We start from the raw sequence: 26,483 nt of genomic DNA on the forward strand, positions 1-26,483 counted from the left end.
GCCAGAGGCATCATTGGTCAAAAGCCCATCACTTGAGGTGACGGCCTCCATCTACCGGCATGGTGGTACCTGTCACATAGTGGCTGTCGAGCAGGTAGCGCATTGCCTGCCAGATCACACCCGGCCCCGGCACGCTCTGCATCAGTGACTTGGCTTTCGCCCGTTCGGCATAGTCATCATCGTCGTCAGGCTTGAGCATGATCAATGCTGGCGCAATCGTATTGACCTGAATGCGTGGGGCAAACATGGCCGCGAACGATAGCGTCAGGTTCTCGAGCCCAGCCTTGCTGGCCGCATAGGCCGCATGCTTGCTGGAGCCCTTCTGCACCACGAAGTCACTCATGTGGATGATATCGGCTTGTGATTCGATACCCGCCTCAAGCAGATCACGCAGTGCCAGATTGATCAGATACGGTGCCTGCATGTGAATACGGAAGAGATGTTCGAAGCTACTCCCTGCCGCCTCTCCATCAGTGTCCGGCAACCAGTCACTGGCGTTGTGCACAATGGCCCGAAGAGTCGGCGTCAGCTCACGTATCGCCGCGATGAACGCATTGATGCCCTCCTCCGTGGAAAAGTCAGCCTGAACAGTACGCACGCCAAGCGCCCGCAATGCTTCCAACTCATCACGCTCACGCCGATAGCTGATGATGACTGAATGGCCATCATCCACCAGCCGCTCGGCGCAATAGCGCCCAAGTCGTTGGGCGCCTCCGGTAATCAGAATCGGTGACTGACTCATGCTCTGGTCTCCTTCAAGCCTTCAAGCAGATACAAGCGTCGGGTCAATCAGCGGTACGCGCGGCGCATAGCTGAAGACGTCAGAGCTCAGCCCCGCCTCTTCAACACCTAGTGGCGTCAGTGCATCGACACAGGCGTACACCATGCCCGGTGAGCCAGACAGATAGATTCGCTTACCGGCCATACTGCCAGCATGCTGACGCAGTGCGGCATCGATACGCCCCAGATGACCTGTAAAGCCCGTCTCAACGCCAGCGGCTTCCAGCGCCAGATGATGCGCATCGCCAAGTGCCGGCGCTTCTTCCAACACCGGGATATAGCGGAAGTTGGGCTGGCTGGCAGCCCAATTGATCGCCGCACTTTCCAGATACAGATCACGCCGCTCGCGCGCCGCCCACCACAGCTCGATGGGCTGAGTCAGGCCACGCGCGAAAGCCGCCTGCAGCATGGCGTGCATCTGCGAGAAACCGGTGCCGGCACAGATCAGCACGATCGGGCTGGGGTCTTCGAGGTCCAGCACGCACTCGCCATTCGGCAGACGCAACTCCAGCTGATTCGCCGCAACCAGTAACGACCGCAGGTGCGCCGAGTTACTGCGCTCCGGCCAGTGCTGGATATGCAGCTCAAGCACGCCATCATCACTGGCGGCATTGGCGATGGAGAACGGTACCCAGATGGTGTCATCGAGCTTCATCTCGAGATACTGGCCCGGCGCATGCGCCAGGGCCTCGGGACGTGCGGCAAAGCGCACACGAAACACGTCCGGGGTCAGATCTTCCACACTCTCGACATGACAGGTCAGGGTCCGCGCCGTCATCGTATCCTCTTGTTGTCTGAAGCCTGCCACCACGTACTCGCGCAGCGACAGGGGTGTATGCGTAGGTGCCGATAGAAAAGAAGGGTATCAGTCCAGAATGCCCAGACTTTCCCAGCGCTCATCGACACGGGATTTGATCTCGTCACTCATCACGATGGGTTCGCCCCACTCGCGATCCGTCTCCCCCGGCCACTTGTTGGTGGCATCCATGCCCATTTTCGAGCCCAGACCCGCCGTCGGCGAAGCAAAATCAAGATAATCGATCGGCGTATTGTCGATCAGAACGGTATCACGGCTCGGGTCCATGCGCGTGGTGATTGCCCAGATGACATCCTCCCACTTGCGGGCATCCACGTCGTCATCCAGCACGATCACGAACTTGGTGTACATGAACTGACGCAGGAAGCTCCAGACCCCCATCATCACGCGCTTGGCATGACCGGGATACTGCTTCTTCATTGTCACGACCGCCATGCGGTAGGAACAACCTTCCGGTGGCAGATAGAAGTCGACGATCTCGGGGAACTGCTTGCGCAGAATCGGCACGAAGACTTCGTTGAGTGCCAGGCCGAGAATCGCCGGCTCATCAGGCGGTCGCCCGGTATAGGTAGAGTGATAAATGGGATCACGACGATGGGTGATACGCTCGATAGTGAAGACGGGGAAACTCTCCACCTCATTGTAATAGCCGGTGTGATCACCGTAAGGGCCTTCCTGCGCCATGTCATCCGGATACAGGAAACCCTCGAGGATGATCTCGGCACTCGCCGGCACTTCAAGATCCGATAGGCCACACTTGACCAGCTCAGTGCGCGAGCCGCGCAGCAGACCAGCAAAGGCGTATTCGGAGAGCGAGTCCGGCACCGGCGTCACGGCGCCCAGTATTGTCGCCGGGTCCGCCCCAAGTGCGACGGCAACCGGGAATGGCTCGCCCGGGTGCGCCTTCTGCCACTCACGGAAGTCCAGCGCGCCACCACGATGTGCCAGCCAACGCATGATCAGACGATTCTGGCCTATCTTCTGCTGGCGGTAGATACCGAGATTCTGGCGCTCTTTATGCGGTCCGCGCGTGATCACCAAGGGCCAGGTGACCAGCGGCGCCGCGTCGCCCGGCCAGCAGTGCTGGATAGGAATCATGTCGAGATTGACAGCATCGCCTTCAAGTACGACTTCTTGGCAGGCGGCACGCTTGACCCGTTTAGGCCCCATGCTCATCACCTGCTTGAAGATCGGCAGCTTGTTCCAGGCATCGCGGAATCCCTTGGGAGGCTCCGGTTCCTTGAGAAAGGCCAGCAGCTCGCCCACCTCACGCAGTGCTTCTACGGACTCCTGCCCCATCCCCAGCGCTACGCGACGTGTCGTGCCGAACAGATTGCCCAGCACCGGCATGGTATGGCCCTTGACGTTCTCGAACAGCAACGCCGGCCCACCTGCCTTCAGGGTACGATCGCATATCTCGGTCATCTCTAGATAAGGATCAACCTCAACACTGATTCGCTTGAGCTCACCCTTCTCTTCCAGCGCCGCGATGAAATCACGTAAGTCTCGATACTGCATGGGCTATTCCGCTCGGCTTGAACAAGTCTTGAGCATACCATTGCCGACCGGCAGTCGGCAGGTCATCAACGCAAGACGCCCGCCTCCTGATAAGGGAGACGGGCGTCCTGGTGAATACAGACACTGTCGATCTGAAAAGCCGGACCAATGACGATCAGCGGCGCTTCATGGCCTCGAAGAACTCGAGGTTGGTCTTGGTATCTTTCAGACGGTCAATCAGGAACTCGGTGGCCGCGACATCTTCCATCGGATTCAGCAGCTTGCGAAGAATCCACATGCGCTGCATTTCATCTTCAGACGCGATCAAGTCTTCACGACGCGTGCCTGAACGACGAATGTTGAGGGCCGGGAAGACACGACGTTCAGCCAGCTTACGATCGAGATGGGCTTCCATGTTACCGGTACCCTTGAACTCCTCGAAGATGACTTCGTCCATCTTGGAACCGGTATCGACCAGCGCCGTGGCGAGGATGGTCAAGCTACCGCCTTCCTCGATATTACGTGCGGCACCGAAGAAGCGCTTCGGCTTCTCGAGAGCATGTGCATCAACACCACCGGTCAACACCTTGCCGGAGGACGGCACGACGGTGTTGTAGGCACGTGCCAGACGAGTGACAGAGTCGAGCAGAATGACGACATCCTTCTTGTGCTCGACAAGGCGCTTGGCCTTCTCGATCACCATCTCGGCAACCTGCACGTGACGTGCCGGCGGCTCATCGAAGGTAGAGGCCACGACTTCGCCACGCACGGTGCGCGACATCTCGGTGACTTCTTCAGGACGCTCATCGATCAGCAGCACGATCAGATGACATTCAGGATTGTTGCGCGTAATGGAGGCGGCGATGGTCTGCAGCATCATCGTCTTACCGGCCTTAGGCGGTGACACGATCAGGCCACGCTGGCCCTTACCGATCGGTGCAGTCAGATCCAGAATACGGGACGTGATGTCTTCAGTGGAACCATTACCGATTTCCATCAGCAGACGCGACTGGGGGAACAATGGTGTCAGGTTTTCAAACAGAATCTTGTGCTTGGCATTCTCGGGACGGTCAAAGTTGATCTGACTGACCTTGAGCAGCGCGAAGTAACGCTCACCTTCCTTCGGCGGACGAATCTTGCCGGAGATGGAGTCGCCCTTGCGCAGATTGAAACGTCGAATCTGGGAAGGTGAAACATAGATGTCGTCGGGGCCAGCTAGATAGGAAGAGTCTGCGCTACGTAGGAAGCCGAAGCCGTCCTGCAGAATTTCCAACACACCGTCGCCGTAAATATCCTCACCGCTTTTCGCGTGTTTCTTGAGGATGGCGAAGATAATGTCTTGCTTGCGCGAACGTGCCAGATTTTCAACGCCCATGGTCTGGGCAAGTTCTAGCAGTTCGGGGACGGTATTTTGCTTGAGTTCGGTAAGATTCATCGGCTTTGTTTGAACGTGGCTCATGTCAGCAGGGCTGAAAGATTAAGAAGGGAATCGAGAAGACAGACAGGAGGCAGAGACTGGCACCGAAAGGTGCAGGCAGAACTCGACAGCATTCCCGGGGGCAAGCGCCTGAGTTGGATAAAGACAGGTGCTAAAGGTTCAGGAAAGATCACTCACCACAACCGTACAACAACAAGTTCAGCGACGGAGTGTCGAGTCACTACGGCCCAGTCTGATAGACATGGGGCGTCGTGCTTCCTGACTGAAAAGTCTTCTCGATATGGAATCTAGCGGTATGAATCGCCTGGCAGCTGACCTGTAATGGTAGGACAGAGTTACCAGAAGGCTGGCTGACAACTGGGGGACCGTGGGACGGTCGACATGACGCAATCAGAGAGCGTGTAATCAGGCGAACGCTTCGATGGTAGTCAAGCCGACGCCCGAACGCAAGCCCCCGCATCAAGGGCCGGAGGTAGAGGAGAGTTCATCGCGAACTCATCGACACCACCAGCATGGACATGGCTTAAAGATTGGCATCCAGAAAAGCGGCCAGCTGAGCACGCGGCATGGCGCCTACCTTGCTAGCTTCGACATTACCGCCCAGAAACAGCATTAGCGTCGGTACACCACGAACACCAAAGCGGGCTGCAAGCTCAGGGGCTTCATCAACGTCAATCTTGACGATATTCAAGCGTCCGGCGTATTCCTCGGCCAGCGCTTCAAGCGTCGGAGAGACTGTCTTGCACGGCCCACACCAGGACGCCCAGAAATCGACAAGTACCGGTTGCTCACTCTCCAACACGACTGACTCGAAATCCTTCTCTGCAATCTGTGCCACACGCTCGCTCATCGCGATGTTATCTCCCAGGCTGCTCCAGTCTTGCTGATCATCAGTGATCATGCGCAAACCATGCACTTTCTGTCATATCACGACCCTAGAATACCATGCTCTGCGTGATGCATGTGCCAACAAACCCTATCCTGCATGTCAGTAGAGCGCAGCAAGAGGTTTGACACCTCACGCAAGTCACCGCAATCTTGCAAAAGTCCCCTGTCGCCATCGTATGCGATGTTATCTTTTGTTGCGCCAGGCTAGATGCATCAGTTCACGCATACAACCGTCAGGCCCGTGCCGTGACCCTGTCGTGAAAGGCCTGTCATAAAGGACTCTGCCCCTTGAGTGATTCTGTCCCCGCCTCACCCCTACTGCCCGCCAATGCCGGCGATAAAAGCCTTGGCTCTGACGATGATGCATCGCTGCTCAAGCTGGCCGCCATCGACCTTGGCTCCAACAGCTTTCACTTACTGCTGGCCAATTATCAGGAGGGTCAGTTGCAGGTAGTTGCCAAGCAGGGTGAGAAGGTCCAGCTAGCCGCAGGCCTCGACGAAGACGGCATGCTCAGTGAAGAGGCCATGGAACGAGCACTTAATTGCCTTGGTCAGTTCGCGCCCTTCATCGATGGAATCGAGGCTGACAATCTACGCATCGTGGGCACCAACGCATTACGCGCTGCCCACAACAGTCAAATATTGATCGACCGTGCCGAAGCATTGCTGGGACATCCGATCGAGATCATCGCCGGCCGTGAAGAAGCACGCCTCATCTATCTGGGGGCAGCTCACGCGCTGGCTGACGTGCATGGGAAACGCCTGATCATCGACATTGGTGGCGGCTCTACCGAATTCATCATTGGTGAGCAGTTCGAGCCCCAGCTATTGGAAAGTCTGCACATGGGCTGCGTCGCCTATACCAGGGCCTTTTTCACTGACGGCGAGATCAGCGAGAAGCGCATGCGACGTGCAGAGCTTGCCGCCCGCTCGGAATTGGCCAGCATTCAGCGCAGCTATCGTGAGATGGGTTGGGATGACCCTGTGGGTTCGTCGGGCACCATCAAGGCGGCCGCCAGCGTACTGGAAGCTCATGGATGGGCAGCACATGGACTCGTCACACGCGAAGGACTCCAGCGTCTGCGCACAGCACTGCTGGGCTTCAAACGCCTCGACAAGGTCAATCTCCCGGGCTTGAAAAGCGATCGAGCGTCGGTGTTCCCCGCAGGTATCGCCATCCTGTGCGCGGTGTTTGAATCCCTTGAACTTGAACAGTTACGTTACTCAGATGGGGCGCTGCGTGAGGGCGTATTGTTTGACCTGGTCGGCCGCAATACTGCCGAAGACTCCCGCATTACGGCCATCGATCTGCTGCGGCGTCGCTATGCAATTGATACTCGGCATGCTGATAACGTACGTACTACCGCGCTCGCCCTGTTCGATCAGGTTGCAGAGGATTGGACACTCGGCGCGACATCTCGTCAGATGCTGGCGTGGGCAGCAGAGCTGCACGAGGTTGGCCAGGCCGTTTCGCATAGCCAGTTCCATCGGCATGGCGCCTACCTGATCGAGCACTCCGACCTGGAGGGTTTCTCACGGCCAGAACAGAAAGCGCTGGCCTTCCTGGTACGCGCTCACCGCCGCAAGTTTGCCACCCGTGAACTAGCCAGTCTGCCACTGACACTACAGCCGCGAATCGCACGCCTGGCTCGCCTGCTACGCATTGCGGTAATGCTCAATCATTCGCGCCCAGAGCAGCCGGTACTCGGCACATGCCTTAACGCACAAGGCGATGAGCTAACGCTCTCGTTGGCCGAGGAATATCGTGACCACAGCCTGATCCATGATGACTTGAGTCAGGAAAGCGTATTGCAGAAAGCCGCTGACATGACGCTGACCCTCGAGGACTTTGACTAGCCATTACGTGATTTCCAGCCTAGCAGCATCGGGACTCAAGGCTGATCGTGTGGGGCTAGTAGCCACCAGCCCCGCGCCGGATGCCATATTCCTTCGATCCGCTCCTCACTTACCGCTTTGGCTGCCTCTTCACATTGTCGACTTGCTCCCGTCATCTGCCTCGCCACACGCAGCAGGTGACGCTGCCAAGGAGGAATATCGGCTTCCTGCAACAACCGCTTGAGGTCGCGTCGACCACGCCCCGGTACACGTAACATATCGCCGGGCTGTCGCGGCGTGATATTCACCGTGTCAGGGTCTCTCCCCAGTGCGTGCCATGCCAAACGTGCCTGAGCCTCCAGTGCATACCCTGCATCAGCATCTCCTTCGGCATCAGCATCAACCTCAGTGACCTTCCACCACAGCTGGCCCCGCCAAGCACGTACTACCACAGCATGCCGAGTATTCGCCCACCGCACCTCACCCACCGATGCTGATGGCGTCATGATCAACTGCTGCACACTCATTAGCCGCCCCCGTGGTGGCACCGGCCAGTCTCTCGCGTGACACAGATGCCGCAGCACCAACCGCTGACGCGCCTCCCCCAACATGGCGAGCCTTGCTTGCGACAGACGCAGCGAATCATCGTCGGTGCTCGGCGAAACTTCCAGTAGTAAAGGTGCCAGCAGTTCAGCGGCCAGCTCCTCCAGCAACTGCTGCTCTTCCTGCAGATGATGTGCCGATCGCGCCAGACTGGTAGTTGCCTGTGGCCAGCGCTCTTCAAGCTTCGGCACGACAACATGACGTAGATAGTTGCGATCGAAATGTTGATCAGCATTACTGGGGTCTTCGCACCAGTCGCGCGTCGCGCACATATCCTGCTCTCTCGCTAATGCTGCAAGTTCGCGTCGCGAGACGTTCAGCAATGGCCGCACTAGCCGGGCTGCCCCCCTGGCCCCCAGTCTCAGCGAACGCTCATCCGGCATAGCCGCCAGCCCGCGCCCACCACTACCTCGTAGAGCATTGAGCAGCAATGTCTCGGCTTGATCATCACAATGTTGCGCCAGCCACAAGCTGTCGCCGTCGCGCGCGCAGTCAGCCAGCGCAGCCAGGCGTCCCTCACGTGCGGCAGCCTCAAGCCCGCGAGCCTTCAGCACCGTGTCAGATAACGCCAGATGGCGCACACTGAGCGGTAAGCCCAGTTGTGAGGCGACTCGTCGTGCGAAACATTCAAACGCATCATTGGCCTCCTGCAGGCCATGATGCACGTGCACCAGTCGCAGACGCCGAGGGCAATCATGTGCGGCCCGCGCCGCCAGACGCGCCAGCATCACCGAATCCAGCCCTCCGGACAGCGCGATCCATACCGTATGATCAGCAGCGGTGTTCGCCAGCGCACGCTGAACAGCAGCCAGCACGAGGGACATGGGCATCTCGCATAGCGGGAGAGGCATATGGACTCCTGAGTAAAGGGACGCACGTAGTGGGATGTGAGTTTACGCACGACCTATAACGCGATCTTCCGCGCACTCTGCAACGAAAAGACGCCCCCGGAAGGCTTCCGGGGGCGTCTTGATAATCGTATGTCAGCTCGACAACCGTTCAGAGCTGCTTACTCGCTCAGGCCGGAGCACCGTAGCTCATCAGACGCTTGTAGCGGCGATCCAGCAGGGCTTCCGTATCCAGCGCGCCAAGACGCTCCAGACCTTCACCCAACACCGCCTTGATGCTGTCGGCAGTCGCTTGCGGGTTGCGATGCGCGCCCCCCAGCGGCTCCTTGATCATATTATCGACGAAGCCCAGCTCCTTGAGGCGCGAGGCCGTGATGCCCATGGCATCAGCCGCATCAGCTGCACGCTCTGCACTCTTCCACAGAATGGAGGCGCAACCTTCCGGCGAGATCACCGAGTAGGTGGAGTATTGCAGCATGTTCAGCTCATCACATACGCCAATGGCCAGTGCACCACCGGAACCACCCTCGCCGATCACGGTAGAGATGATCGGCGTCTTCAGGCGAGACATGACGGCCAGATTATAGGCGATGGCCTCTGACTGACCACGCTCCTCGGCACCGATACCCGGATAAGCACCTGGGGTATCGATGAAGGTCAGGATCGGCATCTTGAAACGCTCTGCCATTTCCATCAGGCGACACGCCTTGCGGTAGCCTTCCGGACGCGGCATACCGAAGTTGCGGCGAACCTTTTCCTTTACGTCACGACCTTTCTGGTGGCCAATCACCATCACCGGCTTGTCGTCGATACGTGCGATACCGCCGACCAGTGCTGCATCATCAGCGTAGTGACGGTCACCGTGTAGCTCGTCGAAGTCCGAGAACAGATTCTCAAGATAATCGAGGGTATACGGACGCTGCGGATGGCGCGCCAGCTGGGTAACCTGCCAGGCACCGAGGTCCTTGAAGATGGACTCGGTGAGCTTGGTACTCTTGCCCTGCAGGCGCTCGATCTCATCAGCCAGACTCACCTGGGAGTCGTTACCGACCAGACGGAGTTCCTCGATCTTGGCCTGCAGCTCAGCGATCGGCTGTTCAAAGTCCAGATAATTGGGATTCATAAGGCGTTTCGTTCGTCGTCTCGGGCAGCCAGGAAAGCGAGTCGGCCGGGTCACTCCCCCTGAGCGAACGCTCAGGCGATCTGTGGCTCGCGGCGGTCACAGTCGGCATGGAAAAAAGATAGAAGAGCATTATCGCACCCTGTTCGACAGGTGCAAACCTTGCCCGCCTGTATCATTGCTTGTTCACATTATTCCGACAGCAAACCGGTAACGCCAGTGCCTGCTGTCGGAGGACATCAATCTCGATACTTGAGGCGTACGCCCCGCTGCCCTTCCACCTCGCCTAGCTGCACCAGTAGCTCATCACTGGGAGACACTCGCCAATTCTCCCCTAGCTCCAGCCAGGCTTCGGCGGAGGCATTACGGTAACGCAGGCGCATTGGCAGGCCTTCACGCGCAAGATGCGGGGTCAGTAAATTCGACAGATCGCGTGTGAAACGCCCGCTGATATCGTCAGCGACAACACTTATTTCTACCGCCTCACCGAAGCGCATCCGCGCATCGATAATCGGCGTAACATCTTTGCCGCGCAGCCGCAGGCCACCGGAATAATCATCCTGACTGACCTCACCTTCGACAATCACTATCGTGTCTGGTGCCAGCTTATTGCGCACTTGATCATAAAGCTCACCGAACATCGATGCCTCTATGCGACCGGTGCGATCATCCAGTGTCACGAAAGCCATGGTGTCGCCACGTTTTGACTTCATGGTGCGCATGGCAATGACCAGCCCGGCAATACGCTGCGGCTCACGCGAGGGCTTCAGGTCGCTGATACGCGCATTGATGAAGCGCTTGAGCTCCCCTTCATACTCATCGATGGGATGACCGGTCAGATAGAGGCCCAACGTCGTCTTCTCACCGGCCAGACGTTCCTTGTCGGTCCACTCACGTGCCTTGCGATAGCCTGCGTAAACATCCTTTTCAGGCTCACTGAAGGCATCACCAAACATGTCGATGATCCCCACGTCATTATTGGCGTGATTCTGCGATGCGGCCTTGAGTGCATCCTCCACGGCCAGCATCAGCACTGCACGTGACGGACCGATGTTATCCAGCGCACCAGAGCGGATCAGTGCTTCCAGGGTGCGCTTGTTGATTTTCTTGGCATCGATACGCTTGCAGAAATCGAAGATATCACTGTACGGGCCGCCCTCGGCACGTGCGCTGACGATCGCCTCGATGGGTCCCTCGCCAACCCCGCGAATGGCGCCCAATCCATAGACCACGCGACCTTCCAGATCGACAGTAAACTTGTAGCCACCGATGTTGACATCCGGCGGTGTCACCGTCAGGCCGATATGACGACATTCCTCGATCAGCGGCACCACCTTTTCGATGGTCTGCATCTCAGTGGAAATGACCGCCGCCATGAACGGGCCTGGATAATGCGCTTTCAGCCAACCAGTCTGGTAGGACACCAGGCCATAGGCTGCCGAGTGTGACTTGTTGAAGCCGTAACCCGCGAACTTCTCCACCAGGTCAAAGATGTTACCGGCAAGGTCTTTATCAATATCCTTGTCGGCACACCCTTCCATGAAGCCGGCACGTTGCTTGGCCATTTCTTCCGGCTTCTTCTTGCCCATCGCACGGCGCAGCATATCGGCCTGACCTAGCGTATAGCCGGCCAGTACCTGTGCGATCTGCATGACCTGTTCCTGATACAGGATGATGCCATAGGTCGGTTCCAGTACTGGCTTGAGTAGCTCGTGCTGATAGTCCGGGTGTGGATAAGATACTTCGGCACGACCATGCTTACGGTTGATGAAGTCATCCACCATGCCGGACTGCAACGGGCCGGGGCGGAACAACGCCACCAAAGCGATCATGTCTTCAAGACAATCGGGCTTGAGCTTCTTGATCAGCTCCTTCATGCCACGCGATTCCAGCTGGAAGACGGCTGTTGTTTCCGCCTTCTGCAGCATGTCGAAGGTCTTGGCGTCATCCAGCGGGATGTCCTCGATCTCCAGCGCTCCAAGCCCTTCACGCGCACGGATCTTGTCGACCATCTCGGTTGCCCAGTCGATGATGGTCAGGGTGCGTAACCCCAGGAAGTCGAACTTGACCAGCCCGGCTTCCTCGACGTCGTTCTTGTCGAACTGGACGACCAGACCGTTGCCATCTTCGTCGCACAGCAACGGCGCAAAGTCGGTAAGCTTGGTCGGTGCAATCACCACGCCGCCAGCGTGCTTGCCGGTACCACGCGTGGTGCCCTCGAGCTTGAGGGCCATTTCCCAGATTTCCTGAATTTCCTCGTCGTTCTCGACGAATTCCTTGAGCTGCGGTTCCTGCTCAATGGCCTTCTCAAGCGTAATACCCACTTCAAAGGGGATCAGCTTGGAGAGCTTGTCACCCATCGAGTACGGCTTACCTTGAGCACGCGCCACATCACGCACCACGGCCTTGGCAGTCATGGTGCCGAAAGTGACGATCTGTGATACCGCGTTACGCCCGTAGCGTTCGGCCACATAATCAATGACACGATCACGCTTTTCCATGCAGAAATCGACGTCAAAATCGGGCATCGAGACACGTTCCGGATTCAGGAAGCGCTCAAACAGCAGATCGTATTCCAATGGGTCAAGATCGGTGATCTTCTGAGCATAGGCGACCAGCGAACCGGCACCGGAACCACGCCCCGGGCCGACCGGTACGCCGTTGTCCTTGCCCCACTGAATGAAGTCCATCACGATCAGGAAGTAGCCGGGGAAGCCCATCTGCAGGATGATATCGAGCTCGAAATCCAGCCGCGTGCGATAGCGCTGCTCAATCTCGGCCCAGGCATTGGTGCCCCGCGGATGTTTGATCAGCGGATACAATTTGTCGAGACGTTCCGTCAGGCCATCATGTGAAACCTTGCGGAAGAATTCATCCATCGTCATGCCGTCCGGCACCGGAAATTCGGGCAGGAAGTAAGTTCCCAACTGGACGGTAACCGAGCAACGCGCCGCGATCAGCACACTATTTTCGAGCGCCTCGGGAATGTCGGAGAACAGCTCACCCATCTCCTCAGCGGTCTTGAGATACTGCTCATCGCTATAACGGGTTTCGCGGCGCGGGTCGTCCAGCGCCTTGCCCTCTCCAATGGAGACTCGTGTCTCGTGCGCCCAGTAATCGTCACGTTTGAGGAAGCGCACATCGTTGGTCGCGACCACGGCAGTATCGGTCGCCTCGGCAAGGGCTACCGAGAGATGAAGACACTCCTCCTCGTACTGACGTTGCGTACGTGTCAGCTCCAGATAGAAACGATCACCGAAGACTGCCTTCCACTCGGCCAGCAAGGCGCGGGCGCTATCCTCGTGATCGGACAACAGATGGCGGCCAATTTCGCCTTCACGACCACCCGACAGCACGATCAACCCTTCAGCTTGATCGAATATCCACTGCTTTTCCAGATAGGCCTTGCCCTGCTTCTGGCCGTCAGTCCAGCCACGTGAGATCAGCTCGGTCAGATTACGATAGCCAGTCTCATTCATCGCCAGCAAGGTGATGCGGTACGGACGCGTGACATCCTGAGAGTTGATCAGCCACAGATCAGACCCGATGATCGGCTTGATCCCCGCACTCCGCGCATTGGTATAGAACTTGACCAACCCGAACAGATTGGCCTCATCCGTGACGGCTACCGCCGGTTGACCTGCGGCAGCCGTTGCCTTGATCAGCGGCTTTACGCCGGGCAGGCCATCGACAAGAGAGAACTCGGAGTGAACGCGCAGGTGAACAAAGGGCGTGGTCATGGAATCGGCTCGTGAAGTCTGCGTGACGGTGAAAGATTTTATCGCGGGTGCTGGCGAGGCGATGGGCCCCACATTGTGAGGCACATCCGTGGGCAACAGCACATCAAATGCAGGCTTGAAGGATAGCGCGTCGCCTTGCTCGGCTGTAGTGCTGGTATTTTCGACCATGGCTACTGCAGGCTTACCAGAAGATGTCTCCTGCTCGACCGCCGTTGTGATAGGCGGCACCTGCGATGCAGGTATCTCTGTCGATATGGAAATATTGGCATCGTACTTGCCGACAGGGGTTGGCGCCGCGGGCTCACTGGCATCAGTCAGACCACGGCTTGCGGCTTTTTTTCAGCAGACACTACCGTCTCTTCGACTGGAGTGGACAACGGAACAAGCACATCTTCCGGTACCACCTGTGGCACATGTCCGGCCATGAAGAGACGCTTGACCGGCCCGAAACTCTTGCGATGCAAGGTGAGGATGCCGTGCGCTTCAATGGCAGCCTGGTGTTCCCGCGTCGGATAGCCCTTATGGCGCGCAAAGCCGTAGACCGGGAAGTGGCCATCGAGGGCTGCCATCTGAGCATCGCGGTGCACTTTAGCCAGAATCGAGGCCGCACCGATGGCGGCGTGACGCAGATCACCCTTGACCACCGCCATGCCGGGAATCTCATGGCCCGGCAAGCGATTGCCATCGACCAGCAGATACTCGGGGCGTACGCCCAGCGCATCGATGGCACGCCGCATGGCCAGATGCGTCGCCTGGTAGATGTTGAGTTCATCGATCTCGTCGCTGGTTGCCTCAGCAATCGCCCAGGCCCAGGCACGAGTCCGGATCTGTTCAGAAAGGGCCAAGCGCTTCTTCTCGCTGAGCTTCTTAGAATCGGTGATGCCCTCGATGGGATCACGCGGATCCAGAATCACCGCTGCCGCCACCACTGGCCCGACCAGCGGCCCGCGCCCAACCTCATCGATACCCGCCATCAATTCACCATGATAGGGAATCACCAGCGCAGGAAAGTCGTCGGCAGGTTTGCGCTTGCGTGCGGGGGGCGTGGGTGCTGTAGAGGCATCGGCAGAGTCAGTCATGGTATCTCGAAGGCGTCAGACAACAGACAGACCGCTACTGCGATCTGCCTGTCTGGATGAATCAATAGTGGAGTAGAGTCGTGTCAGATCAAAATGATGTCGGCGTAGGTGTCACACAGAACAGAAACTGTGTCAGCGACCTGCCAGCTCACCGATGGCGCGTGCAGCGGCAGCACTGGCATCGCAGGTCAACTCTCGATGCATGGCTTCGAAACGCTCACGCAGCTCGCGCTGACGACAGATGTCGCCAGCAGCGCGTGACAACAAAGGGGCGAGGCTTTCTTCGATGGCTTCAGGAGTCGCAGCATCCTGAATCAGCTCCGGCACCAACGTTTCACGGGCAATCAGATTAGGCAGCGAAATCCACTCGGTCTTGACCAGATGACGTGCAATGCGATGTGTCATCGGTGCCATGCGATACGCCACTACCATCGGGCGGTGACACAGCAGACATTCAAGCGCTGCTGTGCCCGATGCCAGCAAGACAGCATCTGCGGCTGTCATTGCCTCGCGTGATTGACCATCCACCAGGTGAATGCGGGTACGATCGAGAGATGCACGATCTTCCATCAGTGCTTCAAGTTCAGTACGCCGGAGAGGCGTAGCAGCGGGAATGATGACTTCAAGGTCAGGGTAACGCAGACACAGCCGCTCAATAGCGGACAGGAAGGTATCACCAAGGAAACGAATTTCGTTACCGCGTGAACCCGGCAACACAGCGAGCAGCTGAACCTCAGGATCGAGGCCCAATTGCTCACGTGCAGCAGCGCGGTCGTCTATCAATGGCAGCTCGTCAGCCAGCGGATGACCCACGAAGGTCACCGGCACCTGATGCTCACGATAAAAAGCTGCCTCGAAGGGCAGGAAGGTCAGCATGCGATCAACCGCGCGACGGATCGTCTTCACACGCCCCTGCCGCCAAGCCCACACAGAAGGGCTGACATAGTGCGCGGTAGTGATACCGCGCTTGCGCAGACGTAGCTCGAGCCCAAGATTGAAGTCCGGTGCGTCGATGCCGATCATCACGTCCGGCTGCCATTCCAGCGCATCGCGCAGCAAATGACGACGTACCTTGATCAGCTCCGGCAGGTGCTTGAGCACCTCCACTAGCCCCATCACGGAAAGAGTCTCTAGCGGATAGAGACTGTCGAAGCCCTCAGTCTGCATGCGCGGACCGCCAATACCTCGAAACTCGACGTCGGGGTAACGTGCCTTGAGCGCACGCATTAGACTAGCGCCGAGGATGTCACCGGAGAGCTCCCCGGCTACCAGATAGATGCGCATGCTTAGCGTGTCAGGCCGCGAGTAGACGCTTTGAGAGAGGCGATAAAGATATCGCGCTCGGCAAGCGGCGGCTCGGCTTCAAGCTGCTCAAGTGCCTGTGCCAGTGTCAGGCCCTGACGGAAGACCGTCTTGTAGGCCGTATTCAGGGCAGAAATGGTCTCACGAGCGAACCCACGACGCTTGAGACCAACGCTGTTAAGACCATGCGCTTCAGCAGGATGACCATTGACCATCACGAAGGCAGCAATATCCTTGGTAATGATGGAGCCACCACCGGCCATGGCATGCTCGCCGACATGACAGAACTGATGCACTGCCGACAAACCGCCCAGAATGACATGATTGCCAACGTGGACATGGCCGCCAAGCGTCGCCTGGTTGGCCATGATGCAGTCGTCACCGACGATGCAGTCATGGCCAACGTGTGCGTAGGCCATGAGCAGGTTACGGCTGCCAATGCGAGTAAGACTGGCATCCTGGATAGTACCGCGATGCAGCGTTACACCTTCGCGGATGACGTTATCATCCCCGATTTCCAACCGGGTCGGCTCGCCTGCGTACTTCTTGTCCTGACAGTCCTCGCCGATCGACGCGAATTGAAAGATACGATTACGCTCACCGATGATGGTAGTGCCCTTGATGACGACGTGCGGCCCCACCACCGTGCCAGCGCCGATCTCGACATCAGCCCCGATCACGCAAAACGGACCGACCTCGACATCATCGGCCAAGCGGGCGCCGGGATCGACAATGGCAGTAGGATGTATCAAGCGACCTTCCTCTCGGCACAGATGATTTCGGCCTCACAGACCACGTCGCCGTCGACCTTGGCCTGACAGGCGAACTTCCAGATTCCACGCTTCTCGCGCAGCACACGGGCACTGATTTCAAGCTGATCACCCGGCATTACCGGACGCTTGAAACGCACCTTGTCGCTACCGACGAGATAATAGATATAGCCATCGGCAGGACGCTTGTCGACGGTCTTGAAGCCGAGAATACCGGCTGCCTGAGCCATTGCTTCCACAATCAGCACACCTGGCATGATCGGATGACCCGGAAAATGGCCATTGAAAAACGGCTCATTGATGCTCACATTCTTACGCGCGACGATGTACTCGCCAAGGGTCAGCTCCATGACCCGATCGACCAGCAGGAAAGGATAGCGGTGCGGGAGATACTCACGGATCTCGTTGATGTCCATAACCATTGGCTTACAACCTCTGAAATAACGAAATGCCTGCCGCACTCGGGCAGGCATGTAATGACGGTCCGGGCCGCCGTTCAGGCAATGGCGCGCATTATAGCGTTCTTGCGCGAGGCTGGCAGCCGCTCATTGCCCGACAGATCGCCGAGCAAACAATAGGAACCCTTCAAAACAGGAGCTACTTGTCCTTCAGCTGCTTCTCGACCTGATTCAAGCGTCGTGCCAACTGGTCGAGCTGCTTGAAACGCACAGCATTGCGACGCCACAGGCTGTTGTCCATTGCGCCGGTACCGGAGGAATAGACACCCGGCTTGGTGATGGAATTGGTCACCAGACTCATGCCGGTCACCTGCACGCCATCCGCAATTTCCAGGTGCCCCGCCAGGCCCACACCACCGCCCATCAGGCAGTAGCGTCCGACTTTGGTGGAGCCGGCGATGCCGACACAGCCTGCCAGCGCCGAGTGATCACCGATCTGCACGTTGTGTGCGATCTGGACCTGAGAGTCGATCTTGACGTCATTACCGATGATGGTATCGCCGAGCGCGCCACGATCGATACTGGTGCAGCTGCCAACTTCCACATCATCACCGATCAACACACCGCCGAGCTGGGCAATCTTGTGCCACCCCTTGCCGTCATGCGCAAACCCGAATCCATCGGCCCCGATCACGCAACCGCTGTGCAGCACGGCGCGCTCACCGATCAACACACCATGATACAGCGTGACATTGGGATGCAGCAGTGCACCCTCACCCACCGCGCTATCAGCACCGATGACACAGCCGGCCAGAATGCGGGAATTGTCACCGACGCTTGCGCCCGGGCCGATCACGACCTGAGGACCGATCTCGACGTTTTCGCCAAGCGTCGCAGTCTCATCGACGACCGCACTGGCGTGAACACTGCCTTGCGGCGCACCAGCCAGCGGGTCGAAAAGACGCGACAGCTCAGCGTAAGCCAGATAAGGATTGTCCAGCACCAGCGCATTGCACTTGCATTCATCAAGATGGCTCTCGTGAAGCAGGACGGCAGTGGCTTCGGACTCACCTAGATATTTGAGATAGGCGCGATTGGCGAGGAAGGCAATATCACCCGGAACAGCGTCTACCAGGGTCGACAAGCCGGTGACTCGAACCGCTGGGTCACCGACCAGTCGAGCGCCCAGGCGCTCAGCCAGATCCTCGAGGGTGTAGGAGAATTGTTGCTTTTTCATTCTGTCTCTGGGCGCTGGGCGCCTCTGGCTCGCATTCGTGTTGGCATACTCGGATGCAACACACCCCGCGCGCTCAGCGCGCGGAATGTACTCAGTTGAGCGAGTTGAAGACCTGAGTCACTTCATCGGTCAGATCCAAACCGTCCTTGCTGTAGACCGTCGCACTGCGGTCTACCAGCAGTTCGACATCATGCTTGTCGACCACTTTCTGAATGGCTTGATCCAGCTTGGGCTTGGACTGCTTGAGGAAAGCCTGCTCGGCCTGCTGCTGCTGCTGCTGAACCTGGCCGCGCAGCTGCTGGAACTGACCGCCCTTCTGACGCAGCTGCTGCTGCATGGACTTGCGCTCGGAATCAGACATCACCGCGCCATCTTTCTGCAGCTTCGCCTGAAGGGACTCGAGTTCCTTGGCAAGTGCCTTGGCCTGGTCCTGCTTGCCAGCTAGCTGATTCTTGAGCTGATTCATGGAGATCTTGGCGGAGTCGGAGCTGAGCAGCGCCTGGCGCCAATCAAGAACGGCAACATCGGAGGCCTGTGCCAGCATTGGAGTTGCAAGGGCAGCGAGGCCGCCTGCCAGACACAGCGCGCGGGTCAATTTACGCATCAAAAAACTCCTTGTAGACCTGTTGTTTGATGATCGACGCCAGAACAGGAACAGGCGGGGTCGATCGTCATGGCAAAGGCCGCACCGGCATCAACTGGTGCGGCAAACAGCGGTATTTAGAAGGTCTGACCCAGCGAGAACTGGAAGATCTCGGTGTCGTCGTCGTCGTCACTGCCGATCGGCTGCGCGACGCTGAAGGTCAGTGGCCCTACCGGGGTGATCCACGACAGTCCGATACCGGCACTGTAATTCAGATCACCCAGATCCACACCGCTTTCACAGCTGCTGCTGTAGCTGGAACTCACGTCATAGCAGGAAGTCTGGAACGTGTTACCGGCATCGACGAAGAATGACGGCTGGACGCTACGCTTGTCCTTGACGAAAGGCATCGGGAAGATCAGGTCGATCCCGCTTTCGATCAGGACGTTACCGCCCAAGGTATCGTCATCACCATCGTCGACTTCCGTGGAAGACTGACCCAGGGTGTTGGAGCTATACCCTCGCACGCTGCCAAGGCCGCCCGCGTAGAAGTTCTTGAAGAACGGATAGCTATTGCCGGAGAACGAATTGGCATAGCCCAGCTCAGTACGGAACTTGAGCGACCAATCTCGATTGAGCTCGAAATACTTGGCACCCTTGTAGCGGAACTTGTAGTAATCCGCATCGGAGCCCGGAACAGCGACCTCGAGGGACAAGGTCTGCGAACTCCCCGCCGTCGGCAAGATGCCGCGATTGAGGTTGTTGCGTGACCAGCTGGCGGTCAGCTTGTACAGATTGAAGTCTTCACCTTCATCTTCGATGTACTCGGTGACCTCGGATGGACTGTCGTCGAAGTCTTTCACGCGCACGAACTCATAACCGGCGCCGAAGTTCAGGCGCGAGAGCTCGTTGATCGGATAACCGAAGTTGATCCCGCCACCAAAGCTGTCTGTCGCATAGCTTGCAACATCATCATCATCGTCATAGTCCACCTTGCGGTAGAAGATGTTGTAGCCACGAGAGATGCCGTCCAGCGTCCAATACGGGTCGGTATAACCGAAGCTGACGTTGGTGTAGTCATCCGACTTCTGGGCATTGATGTTGACTTCGTTACCGGTGCCCAGGAAGTTCTTCTGCGACAGGCCAACCCCGTAGATGACACCGTCACCCTGGGAGAAACCGACGGAGGCGGAGATGGAACCCGAAGCCTGCTCTTCGACGTTGTAATTGACGTCCAGCTGGTCCGACTCTCCAGCCACGGGACGAGTATCAACATCAACCTGCTTGAAGAAACCAAGACGTTCAAGCTTCTGCTTGGACTGCTTGATCTTGTCGGTAGAGGCCGGTGCACCTTCATATTGGGTCAACTCACGACGCAAGACTTCGTCTGCGGTCGTGGTATTGCCCTTGAAGTTGATGCGTCGCACATAGGCACGTTTGCCTGGATCAACCGCGAAGGTCAGATCAACGGTATCGGACTCTTCATTCACTTCAGGGATGGCATTGACCTTGGCAAAGGCAAAACCATCAGCCCCAAGCGCTTGACGCAGCGACTCACTGGAAGCCGTCACATCGCGCTGAGAATAAAGGGCATCCGGCGCCAGCTTGACCAGCTCCCGGGCACGCGGCTCCTTCATCTTGATGTCACCCGCAAAGCCGATCTTGCCAATCTTGTACGGCTTGCCTTCATCGACATTGATGGTGACAAAGATTTCGGATTTGTCCGGTGAAATGGAAACCTGGGTCGAACGCACCTGGAAATTGACGTAGCCACGATCCAGGTACCAGGACTTGAGTGTCTCGATATCGCCTGTCAGCTTCTCGCGGGAATATTCGTCATCAGAGAACCAGCCGAAGAACCAGCTGGGACGATCCTCAAGCTCCAGCTGCTCACGCAGGGTCTCATCATCAAAGGCATCGTTGCCGATGATGTTGATCTGGTGGATCTTGGCGATCGTCCCTTCCTTGACGTCGATATTGACTTGAACACGATTGCGCTCAAGCTCCTCGACCGAGGTTTCGATACGTGCGCTGTAACGCCCCTGGGCCTGATAGACACGCTCAAGCTCACGCTGCATTTCTTCCAACGTGGAACGCTGCAGCACCTGCCCTTCAGCAAGCCCAGCCTCTTTGAGGCCTTTACGCAGGTCCTCATCAGGAATCTGCGAATTACCATCAATTTCAATCTTGGAGATGGTAGGACGTTCGACGACATCGATGATCAACACATCGCCGTCACGCTTGAGCTGGATGTCATCGAACAGGCCAGTATCGAACAACTGACGCGCCGCAGAGGACAAATCGTCCTCTGCGACATTCTGATCCGCGGACACAGGGAAGGCGTTGAAGACGGTGCCCGCAGACACGCGCTGGAGGCCTTCTACCCGGATATCCGATATTTTAAAAGACGCAGCCAAGGCGCCCTGACTGGCCCCGAGCAGCGCAGCTGCCAATCCAATGGTCTTGAGTTTCATGCAGTCGCTTCGCTTCTCTGGATTCCGCCCGCTTGGGTGAACAGGCACCTTATACACAACCCCCTGCAACTGACAAGACAGCTGCCAGCGGAGGTCGGCAGTCGGGGCCGAAGTCGTGTGGGCATGATGACGGGAGTTGGGCACATTGACCAGCCCGCGCAATGAATTGACCCTCATGGGCACTGACAGTTCAGATTCGGTTCATCTGGATAGGGCGATCATGCAAGAACCGCCCTCCGAATTCATCACCACAGACGCATGAGGTCGAAGTAGATGGCCATCAGCATGAGCGATCCTACCAGCGCCATACCGATTTTTAGCCCCGCGTTCTGCACTCTTTCAGACAGTGGCTTGCCGCGCACAGCCTCCACCAGGTAGAACAGCAGGTGCCCCCCGTCCAGTACTGGAATTGGCAGCAGATTCAATACGCCAAGACTAATGGACAGGTAGGCCATAAAGCTCAGAAACGCTTCAAGTCCAGAGCGCGCCGTATCACCTGCAATGCGCGCGATGGTAATTGGACCTGACAAATTGGAAGGTGCAATCAACCCCACCAGCATCTTGCGGATGGAATCGAGCGTCAACACGGTCATTTCACCAGTCTTGCCGATCGCCTGACCCACTGCCGCCAGCGGCCCATAACTCAGCTCACGCTGATACTCCGCCGGCCAACTGATATTCTCGACACCAGCACCCACCTGACCAATAGTGCGTCCATCCTCAAGGGAATGGCTAGCCGGCGTCAGCGACAAGGTCTGCTCGCGGCCACCGCGGGCGATCAAGACCGACAACGTCTTGCCGGGAGCGCCACGCACCCGTTCCACGAAATCGATCCAATCGACCACCAGCACACCGTCAATGCTAACAATACGATCGCCAGCGTTAAAACCAGCGGCCTTGGCAGCACCTTCATCCAGCACCTGCCCAAGCACTGCCGGTAACTGTGGCCGCCACGCCGTGATCCCCAGCGTTGCCAATGGACGCGGCGGATCCTGGTCGACCAGGAAGTGATTGACCTTGAGCGCCTGCTCGCGCGTTGCACTGGCACCGTCAGCACGGGTGGTGATATTCAAATGGTCATCACCGATGGCACCGATCAAGCGCAGGTTGATTTCATCCCACGAGCGCGTCGGCTGACCATTGATGGCAACGATCTCAGCCTTGGGTGAAAGTCCGGCCAACCCCGCGGGTGAATCCGCCGCCACACCTCCAATCATCGGTACGACACTGGTGGTGCCAGCGACGAACAGTGCCCAGTAAGCCACGATCGCAAGCAAGAAATTTGCAAGCGGCCCAGCACAGACCACCGCAATACGCTTCCATACGGATTTGGTATTGAAGGCCAGATGGCGTTCTGAAGGGTCAACCGGCCCCTCACGCTCATCCAACATCTTGACGTAACCGCCTAGCGGTATCGCTGCCAGCCCATACTCGGTGCCATGGCGATCAGTCCACGACCAGAGCGGCTTGCCAAAACCAATGGAGAAGCGCAGTACCTTGATGCCGCAGCGACGTGCGACCCAGAAATGGCCGTATTCATGGATGGTGATCAGCACACCCAGCACGACAATCACCGCAAGAATATTCTGGATCACACCCATCATTCGCTCCTGGAGATTAGTGCCCGACATGGGCAGTCCGTGTGCCGACTCTCATACCGAGAGTGGCAGGCGAACCAAGGTACGACTCAGGGACTAAGGGCAGCAAGCTGCTCGCAAGCAAGCTTCCGCGCGGCCGCATCTTCGGACAGGATTATCGCCAGGCCATCCACCGCATGTGGCGGCCGCGCCTGCATCACCGCTTCCACCAGAAGAGGAATGCGATCGAAGGCCAGCTGGCCATCAAGAAACGCCGCGACCGCAACTTCATTGGCAGCATTCATCACCGCAGGCCAGGTGCCACCTGCTGCAATGGCTTCACGCGCCAGCCGCAGACATGGAAAACGCACTTCGTCCGCCGCCCGGAAATCGAGGCGCGCGATCTGGAAGAGATCCAACGGTTCGACGCCCGCATCGATGCGCTCCGGCCACGCCAACGCATAGGCGATGGGCGTGCGCATGTCAGGATTGCCCATCTGCGCCAGCACCGAGCCATCGCTGTAAGCTGCCATCGAGTGAATGACACTCTGCGGATGTACCACTACCTGGATGTCATCTGGCCGACAGGCAAATAACCAACAGGCTTCAATCAACTCCAACCCCTTGTTCATCAGGGTGGCGCTATCGACAGAAATCTTGCGCCCCATCGACCAGTTGGGGTGCGCACAGGCCTGATCAGGCGTGACAGTCGCGAGACGCTCAACAGGCCACTCCACGGCATCACGGAATGGGCCGCCAGACGCCGTCAGCAGCAGCTTTTCGACGCCGATAGAAGCAAAGCCGTCTCGATGCTGAGCCGGCAGGCACTGGAAGATAGCGTTGTGCTCGGAATCAATCGGCAGCAGGGTCGCACCATGCTGTTTCACAGCGTCCATGAACAGCTGACCGGCACACACCAGCGCTTCCTTGTTGGCTAGCAAGACACGCTTACCGGCACGCACCGCAGCCAGCGTGGGCAGCAAGCCTGCAGCACCGACAATCGCGGCCATTACGCTATCAACTTCCGACGCTTCGCTGATATCAACCAGCGCTTGCTCACCGTAACGCACCTCTATTGGCGTTCCGGCATAGCTCTTGACGCCTGACAGCGCTTCGCGAAGCACCTCTGCCGCGCCAGCAGAGCCAATCACGACCACCTGTGGCCTGTGTTCAAGACAGAGTGCCAGCAGCTTCTCGTGACGACTAGCGGCCGTCAAGGCATGCACACAATAACGCTCGGGATGGCGCGAAATCACATCCAGCGTACTCGTACCGATAGAGCCAGTAGCGCCCAGAATGACAATGCGCTGACGAGCAGGCGTCACAGCAGTAACATTCATGCGCCACCTCCCAGAATCCACGGCAGCAATAGTGAGAACAGCGGCACAGCGGCAGTCAGGCTATCGATGCGGTCCATCACGCCTCCATGGCCGGGCAGCAGCTGACTGGAATCCTTCATCTTCCGCTCGCGCTTGAACATGCTCTCGAGCAGATCCCCCAGCACCGAGGCTGCCGTTACACCAAGCGTGACCAGCAGCAACGGCAACCAGTCAGCAAAGCCTGACAGTGCATAGCCAGTGGCCAGCAACCCAGTAGCTACCAGCCCGCCATACACGCCCTCCCAGGACTTCCCGGGACTGACGCGTGGCGCCAGTTTGCGCTTGCCGAATCGCTTGCCCGAAAAGTAGGCGCCAATATCCGCTGCCCAGACCATCAGCAGTACATACAGCAGCCACTCACCGCCACTCGCCTTGAGCTGAATGAAACCAAACCAGGTCGGCAGCAATGCCAGCATACCCACGGCCAGACGCACACCCGTGGCATGCCACTCCTGGCTGGCAACGGGGTAGCGCATCACCCAACGCAGATTATTTGCCCAGGCCAGCGCCGCCAGATACAGCGGCCAACGGGCGTGAGAGTCATCAGCAAGCCAAGCCAATAGCATCAGTGCCATCAAGGCGAGCGGGAAGATCAGACGTGCCGCACCGGCACGTACGCCGGACAAATTGGCCCACTCCCACGCCCCCAACATCACCACACCACCGGTAAAGACGGCAAAGGGTGCACCATCGAGACCAAACAGCCCCAGTAGCGCCAAGGGCGCGAGAATCAGCGCGGTAATAATACGTTGTTTGAGCACTAGAGCCCCTCGGCGTCGAGTTGTTCGCTGGTCATGCCATAACGACGCTGACGCAGGGCATAGGCATTGAGCGCCTCGTCAAAAGCCACCGAGTCGAAATCAGGCCATAGCACTGGTGAGAAATAGAACTCGGCATAGGCCAGCTGCCAGAGCAGGAAGTTGGAGATGCGCTGTTCGCCACTGGTGCGGATACACAGATCCACTTCAGGCAGCTCATTCAGACAGACTTCTGCCCCTAACCGCTCTTCGTCGATATCAGCTGCCGCCAACTCACCACGCTCGACCTGTTCAGCCAGACGGCGGGCCGCCTCAGTGATATCCCAGCGTCCGCCGTAGTTGGCACAGATCACCACGTGCATACCGCGGTTATCGCACGTCATGTCTTCGGCGCTCTGGATATGCTTCTGGATGGAACTGGAAAAGCGGCTGCGCTCCCCGATGACAGAGAGGCGGATATCGTGACGATGAAGCTTCTTGACCTCACGCTTGAGCGCCATGAGGAACAGCTCCATCAGCGCACTGACCTCCGTGGCCGGACGCTTCCAGTTTTCACTGGAGAAAGCAAAAAGAGTCAGCACCTCGACGCCCTGTTCGGCAGCGCGACGAATGGTACTGCGGACGGTCTCGGCACCGGCACGATGGCCACGGATGCCTGCCCAACCGCGGGATTTTGCCCAGCGATTGTTGCCGTCCATGATGATCGCCACATGGCGTGGCGTAGAGAGGGAATTCGGTGACGTCATGGGGTCTCACTACGAGCACCGGATGCCGCCGACAGAGCGCCGGCGGCAGACCCGATCAGACCTGCATCAGGTCGGTTTCCTTGTGCTCCAGAGCACTGTCGACTTCTGCAACATACTTGTCGGTCAGCTTCTGGATCTCGTCTTCTCCGCGACGTGCATCGTCCTCGGACACGTCCTTGTCCTTGAGCAGGCTCTTGATGTCGCCGTTGGCATCACGACGAACATTGCGGAGTGCAACACGGGCGTTTTCCGCTTCTCCGCGCGCCTGCTTGGTATAGCCGCGACGCGTCTCTTCCGTCAGCATCGGCATCGGAACACGAATTACGTCACCGTTAGAAGACGGATTCAGGCCCAGATCGGACGTCATGATGGCCTTCTCGACCTTCGCCACCATGGGTCTTTCCCACGGCACGACAGTCAGAGTGCGCGCATCTTCAGTGGTGATGTTCGCCACCTGATTCAGCGGCACCTGACTACCATAATAATCGACGGTCACGGCATCCAGAATACTCGGATGCGCACGGCCGGTACGGATCTTGCTGAAGGCGGCACCGAGAGACTCGATGGTCTTCTTCATACGTGCTTCGGCGTCTTTCTTGATGTCGTTGATCAC

The 26,483-nt window shown here is 58.0% G+C and carries 20 protein-coding genes and 1 pseudogene; 1 reads left to right on the forward strand and 20 read right to left on the reverse strand.

All coding sequences use genetic code 11. The features are described 5' to 3' along the window. Window positions 1-28 precede the first annotated feature (28 nt). The 5 genes from folM to trxA all read right to left on the reverse strand — a co-directional run bounded on the left by folM (window position 29) and on the right by trxA (window position 5,382). Window positions 29-742, reverse strand: coding sequence for a dihydromonapterin reductase (gene folM, locus GQR90_RS15650; protein WP_158774912.1), 714 nt, complete (start codon window positions 740-742; stop codon window positions 29-31). 21 nt (window positions 743-763) lie between these two features. Further along, window positions 764-1,558 (reverse strand): FAD-binding oxidoreductase, encoded by a 795-nt coding sequence (locus GQR90_RS15655; RefSeq protein ID WP_158774913.1) that lies wholly within the window; start codon window positions 1,556-1,558, stop codon window positions 764-766. A gap of 87 nt (window positions 1,559-1,645) precedes the next feature. Beyond that, window positions 1,646-3,115 carry a 4-hydroxy-3-polyprenylbenzoate decarboxylase gene (gene ubiD, locus GQR90_RS15660; RefSeq protein ID WP_158774914.1) on the reverse strand — a complete coding sequence of 490 codons (1,470 nt, stop codon included), beginning with the start codon at window positions 3,113-3,115 and terminating at the stop codon, window positions 1,646-1,648. A gap of 154 nt (window positions 3,116-3,269) precedes the next feature. Beyond that, on the reverse strand, window positions 3,270-4,529 hold the full coding sequence (gene rho, locus GQR90_RS15665; protein ID WP_158774915.1) for a transcription termination factor Rho: 1,260 nt from the start codon (window positions 4,527-4,529) through the stop codon (window positions 3,270-3,272). A 526-nt stretch (window positions 4,530-5,055) separates the two neighbouring features. Next, window positions 5,056-5,382: a thioredoxin gene (gene trxA, locus GQR90_RS15670; protein WP_158775606.1), complete on the reverse strand. Its 327-nt coding sequence runs from the start codon at window positions 5,380-5,382 to the stop codon at window positions 5,056-5,058. A 356-nt stretch (window positions 5,383-5,738) separates the two neighbouring features. Here trxA and ppx point away from each other — a divergent pair, with 356 nt between their 5' ends. Then, window positions 5,739-7,277, forward strand: a complete 1,539-nt coding sequence (gene ppx, locus GQR90_RS15675) for an exopolyphosphatase (RefSeq protein ID WP_158775608.1) — start codon at window positions 5,739-5,741, stop codon at window positions 7,275-7,277. Between the two features lie 35 nt (window positions 7,278-7,312). Here ppx and tilS read toward each other — a convergent pair whose 3' ends face one another. The 15 genes and pseudogenes from tilS to frr form a co-directional block, all read right to left on the reverse strand. Next, a complete protein-coding gene (tilS, locus tag GQR90_RS15680; RefSeq protein WP_158774916.1) occupies window positions 7,313-8,710 on the reverse strand; it encodes a tRNA lysidine(34) synthetase TilS in 1,398 nt (465 codons plus the stop codon). A gap of 166 nt (window positions 8,711-8,876) precedes the next feature. Beyond that, window positions 8,877-9,830 carry an acetyl-CoA carboxylase carboxyl transferase subunit alpha gene (gene accA, locus GQR90_RS15685; RefSeq protein WP_158774917.1) on the reverse strand — a complete coding sequence of 318 codons (954 nt, stop codon included), beginning with the start codon at window positions 9,828-9,830 and terminating at the stop codon, window positions 8,877-8,879. A 236-nt stretch (window positions 9,831-10,066) separates the two neighbouring features. Next, the gene (gene dnaE, locus GQR90_RS15690; RefSeq protein WP_158774918.1) at window positions 10,067-13,567 is read right to left on the reverse strand and encodes a DNA polymerase III subunit alpha; all 3,501 of its coding nucleotides are present in this window, start codon (window positions 13,565-13,567) and stop codon (window positions 10,067-10,069) included. Between the two features lie 431 nt (window positions 13,568-13,998). After that, window positions 13,999-14,541, reverse strand: a pseudogene (rnhB, locus tag GQR90_RS15695) (ribonuclease HII); the annotation flags it as partial. Between the two features lie 237 nt (window positions 14,542-14,778). Further along, a complete protein-coding gene (gene lpxB / locus GQR90_RS15700) occupies window positions 14,779-15,930 on the reverse strand; it encodes a lipid-A-disaccharide synthase (protein WP_158774920.1) in 1,152 nt (383 codons plus the stop codon). Between the two features lie 2 nt (window positions 15,931-15,932). Continuing rightward, window positions 15,933-16,700 carry an acyl-ACP--UDP-N-acetylglucosamine O-acyltransferase gene (gene lpxA, locus GQR90_RS15705; protein ID WP_158774921.1) on the reverse strand — a complete coding sequence of 256 codons (768 nt, stop codon included), beginning with the start codon at window positions 16,698-16,700 and terminating at the stop codon, window positions 15,933-15,935. Beyond that, the gene (fabZ, locus tag GQR90_RS15710) at window positions 16,697-17,140 is read right to left on the reverse strand and encodes a 3-hydroxyacyl-ACP dehydratase FabZ (RefSeq protein WP_158774922.1); all 444 of its coding nucleotides are present in this window, start codon (window positions 17,138-17,140) and stop codon (window positions 16,697-16,699) included. Before fabZ ends, lpxA begins: the two co-directional genes overlap by 4 nt. 175 nt (window positions 17,141-17,315) lie before the next feature. Then, window positions 17,316-18,353, reverse strand: a complete 1,038-nt coding sequence (lpxD, locus tag GQR90_RS15715) for a UDP-3-O-(3-hydroxymyristoyl)glucosamine N-acyltransferase (protein ID WP_158774923.1) — start codon at window positions 18,351-18,353, stop codon at window positions 17,316-17,318. A gap of 91 nt (window positions 18,354-18,444) precedes the next feature. Beyond that, window positions 18,445-18,957, reverse strand: a complete 513-nt coding sequence (locus GQR90_RS15720) for an OmpH family outer membrane protein (RefSeq protein ID WP_158774924.1) — start codon at window positions 18,955-18,957, stop codon at window positions 18,445-18,447. A gap of 116 nt (window positions 18,958-19,073) precedes the next feature. Then, complete coding sequence (bamA, locus tag GQR90_RS15725) at window positions 19,074-21,410, reverse strand: outer membrane protein assembly factor BamA (protein WP_199269441.1); 2,337 nt, start codon at window positions 21,408-21,410, stop codon at window positions 19,074-19,076. Between the two features lie 245 nt (window positions 21,411-21,655). Continuing rightward, window positions 21,656-23,011, reverse strand: a complete 1,356-nt coding sequence (gene rseP, locus GQR90_RS15730) for a sigma E protease regulator RseP (RefSeq protein ID WP_158775610.1) — start codon at window positions 23,009-23,011, stop codon at window positions 21,656-21,658. Window positions 23,012-23,097: 86 nt separating this feature from the next. Continuing rightward, window positions 23,098-24,327: a 1-deoxy-D-xylulose-5-phosphate reductoisomerase gene (gene ispC, locus GQR90_RS15735; protein WP_158774925.1), complete on the reverse strand. Its 1,230-nt coding sequence runs from the start codon at window positions 24,325-24,327 to the stop codon at window positions 23,098-23,100. After that, entirely contained in the window at window positions 24,324-25,127 is an 804-nt protein-coding gene (locus GQR90_RS15740; RefSeq protein ID WP_158774926.1) for a phosphatidate cytidylyltransferase, read from the reverse strand. The genes ispC and GQR90_RS15740 overlap by 4 nt, the downstream gene beginning before the upstream one ends. Next, a complete protein-coding gene (gene uppS, locus GQR90_RS15745; RefSeq protein ID WP_158774927.1) occupies window positions 25,127-25,870 on the reverse strand; it encodes a polyprenyl diphosphate synthase in 744 nt (247 codons plus the stop codon). Before uppS ends, GQR90_RS15740 begins: the two co-directional genes overlap by 1 nt. A 55-nt stretch (window positions 25,871-25,925) precedes the next feature. Then, window positions 25,926-26,483 carry a ribosome recycling factor gene (frr, locus tag GQR90_RS15750; RefSeq protein ID WP_158775611.1) on the reverse strand — a complete coding sequence of 186 codons (558 nt, stop codon included), beginning with the start codon at window positions 26,481-26,483 and terminating at the stop codon, window positions 25,926-25,928.

It is taken from the genome of Cobetia sp. L2A1 (genome assembly GCF_009796845.1).
Lineage (GTDB): Bacteria > Pseudomonadota > Gammaproteobacteria > Pseudomonadales > Halomonadaceae > Cobetia.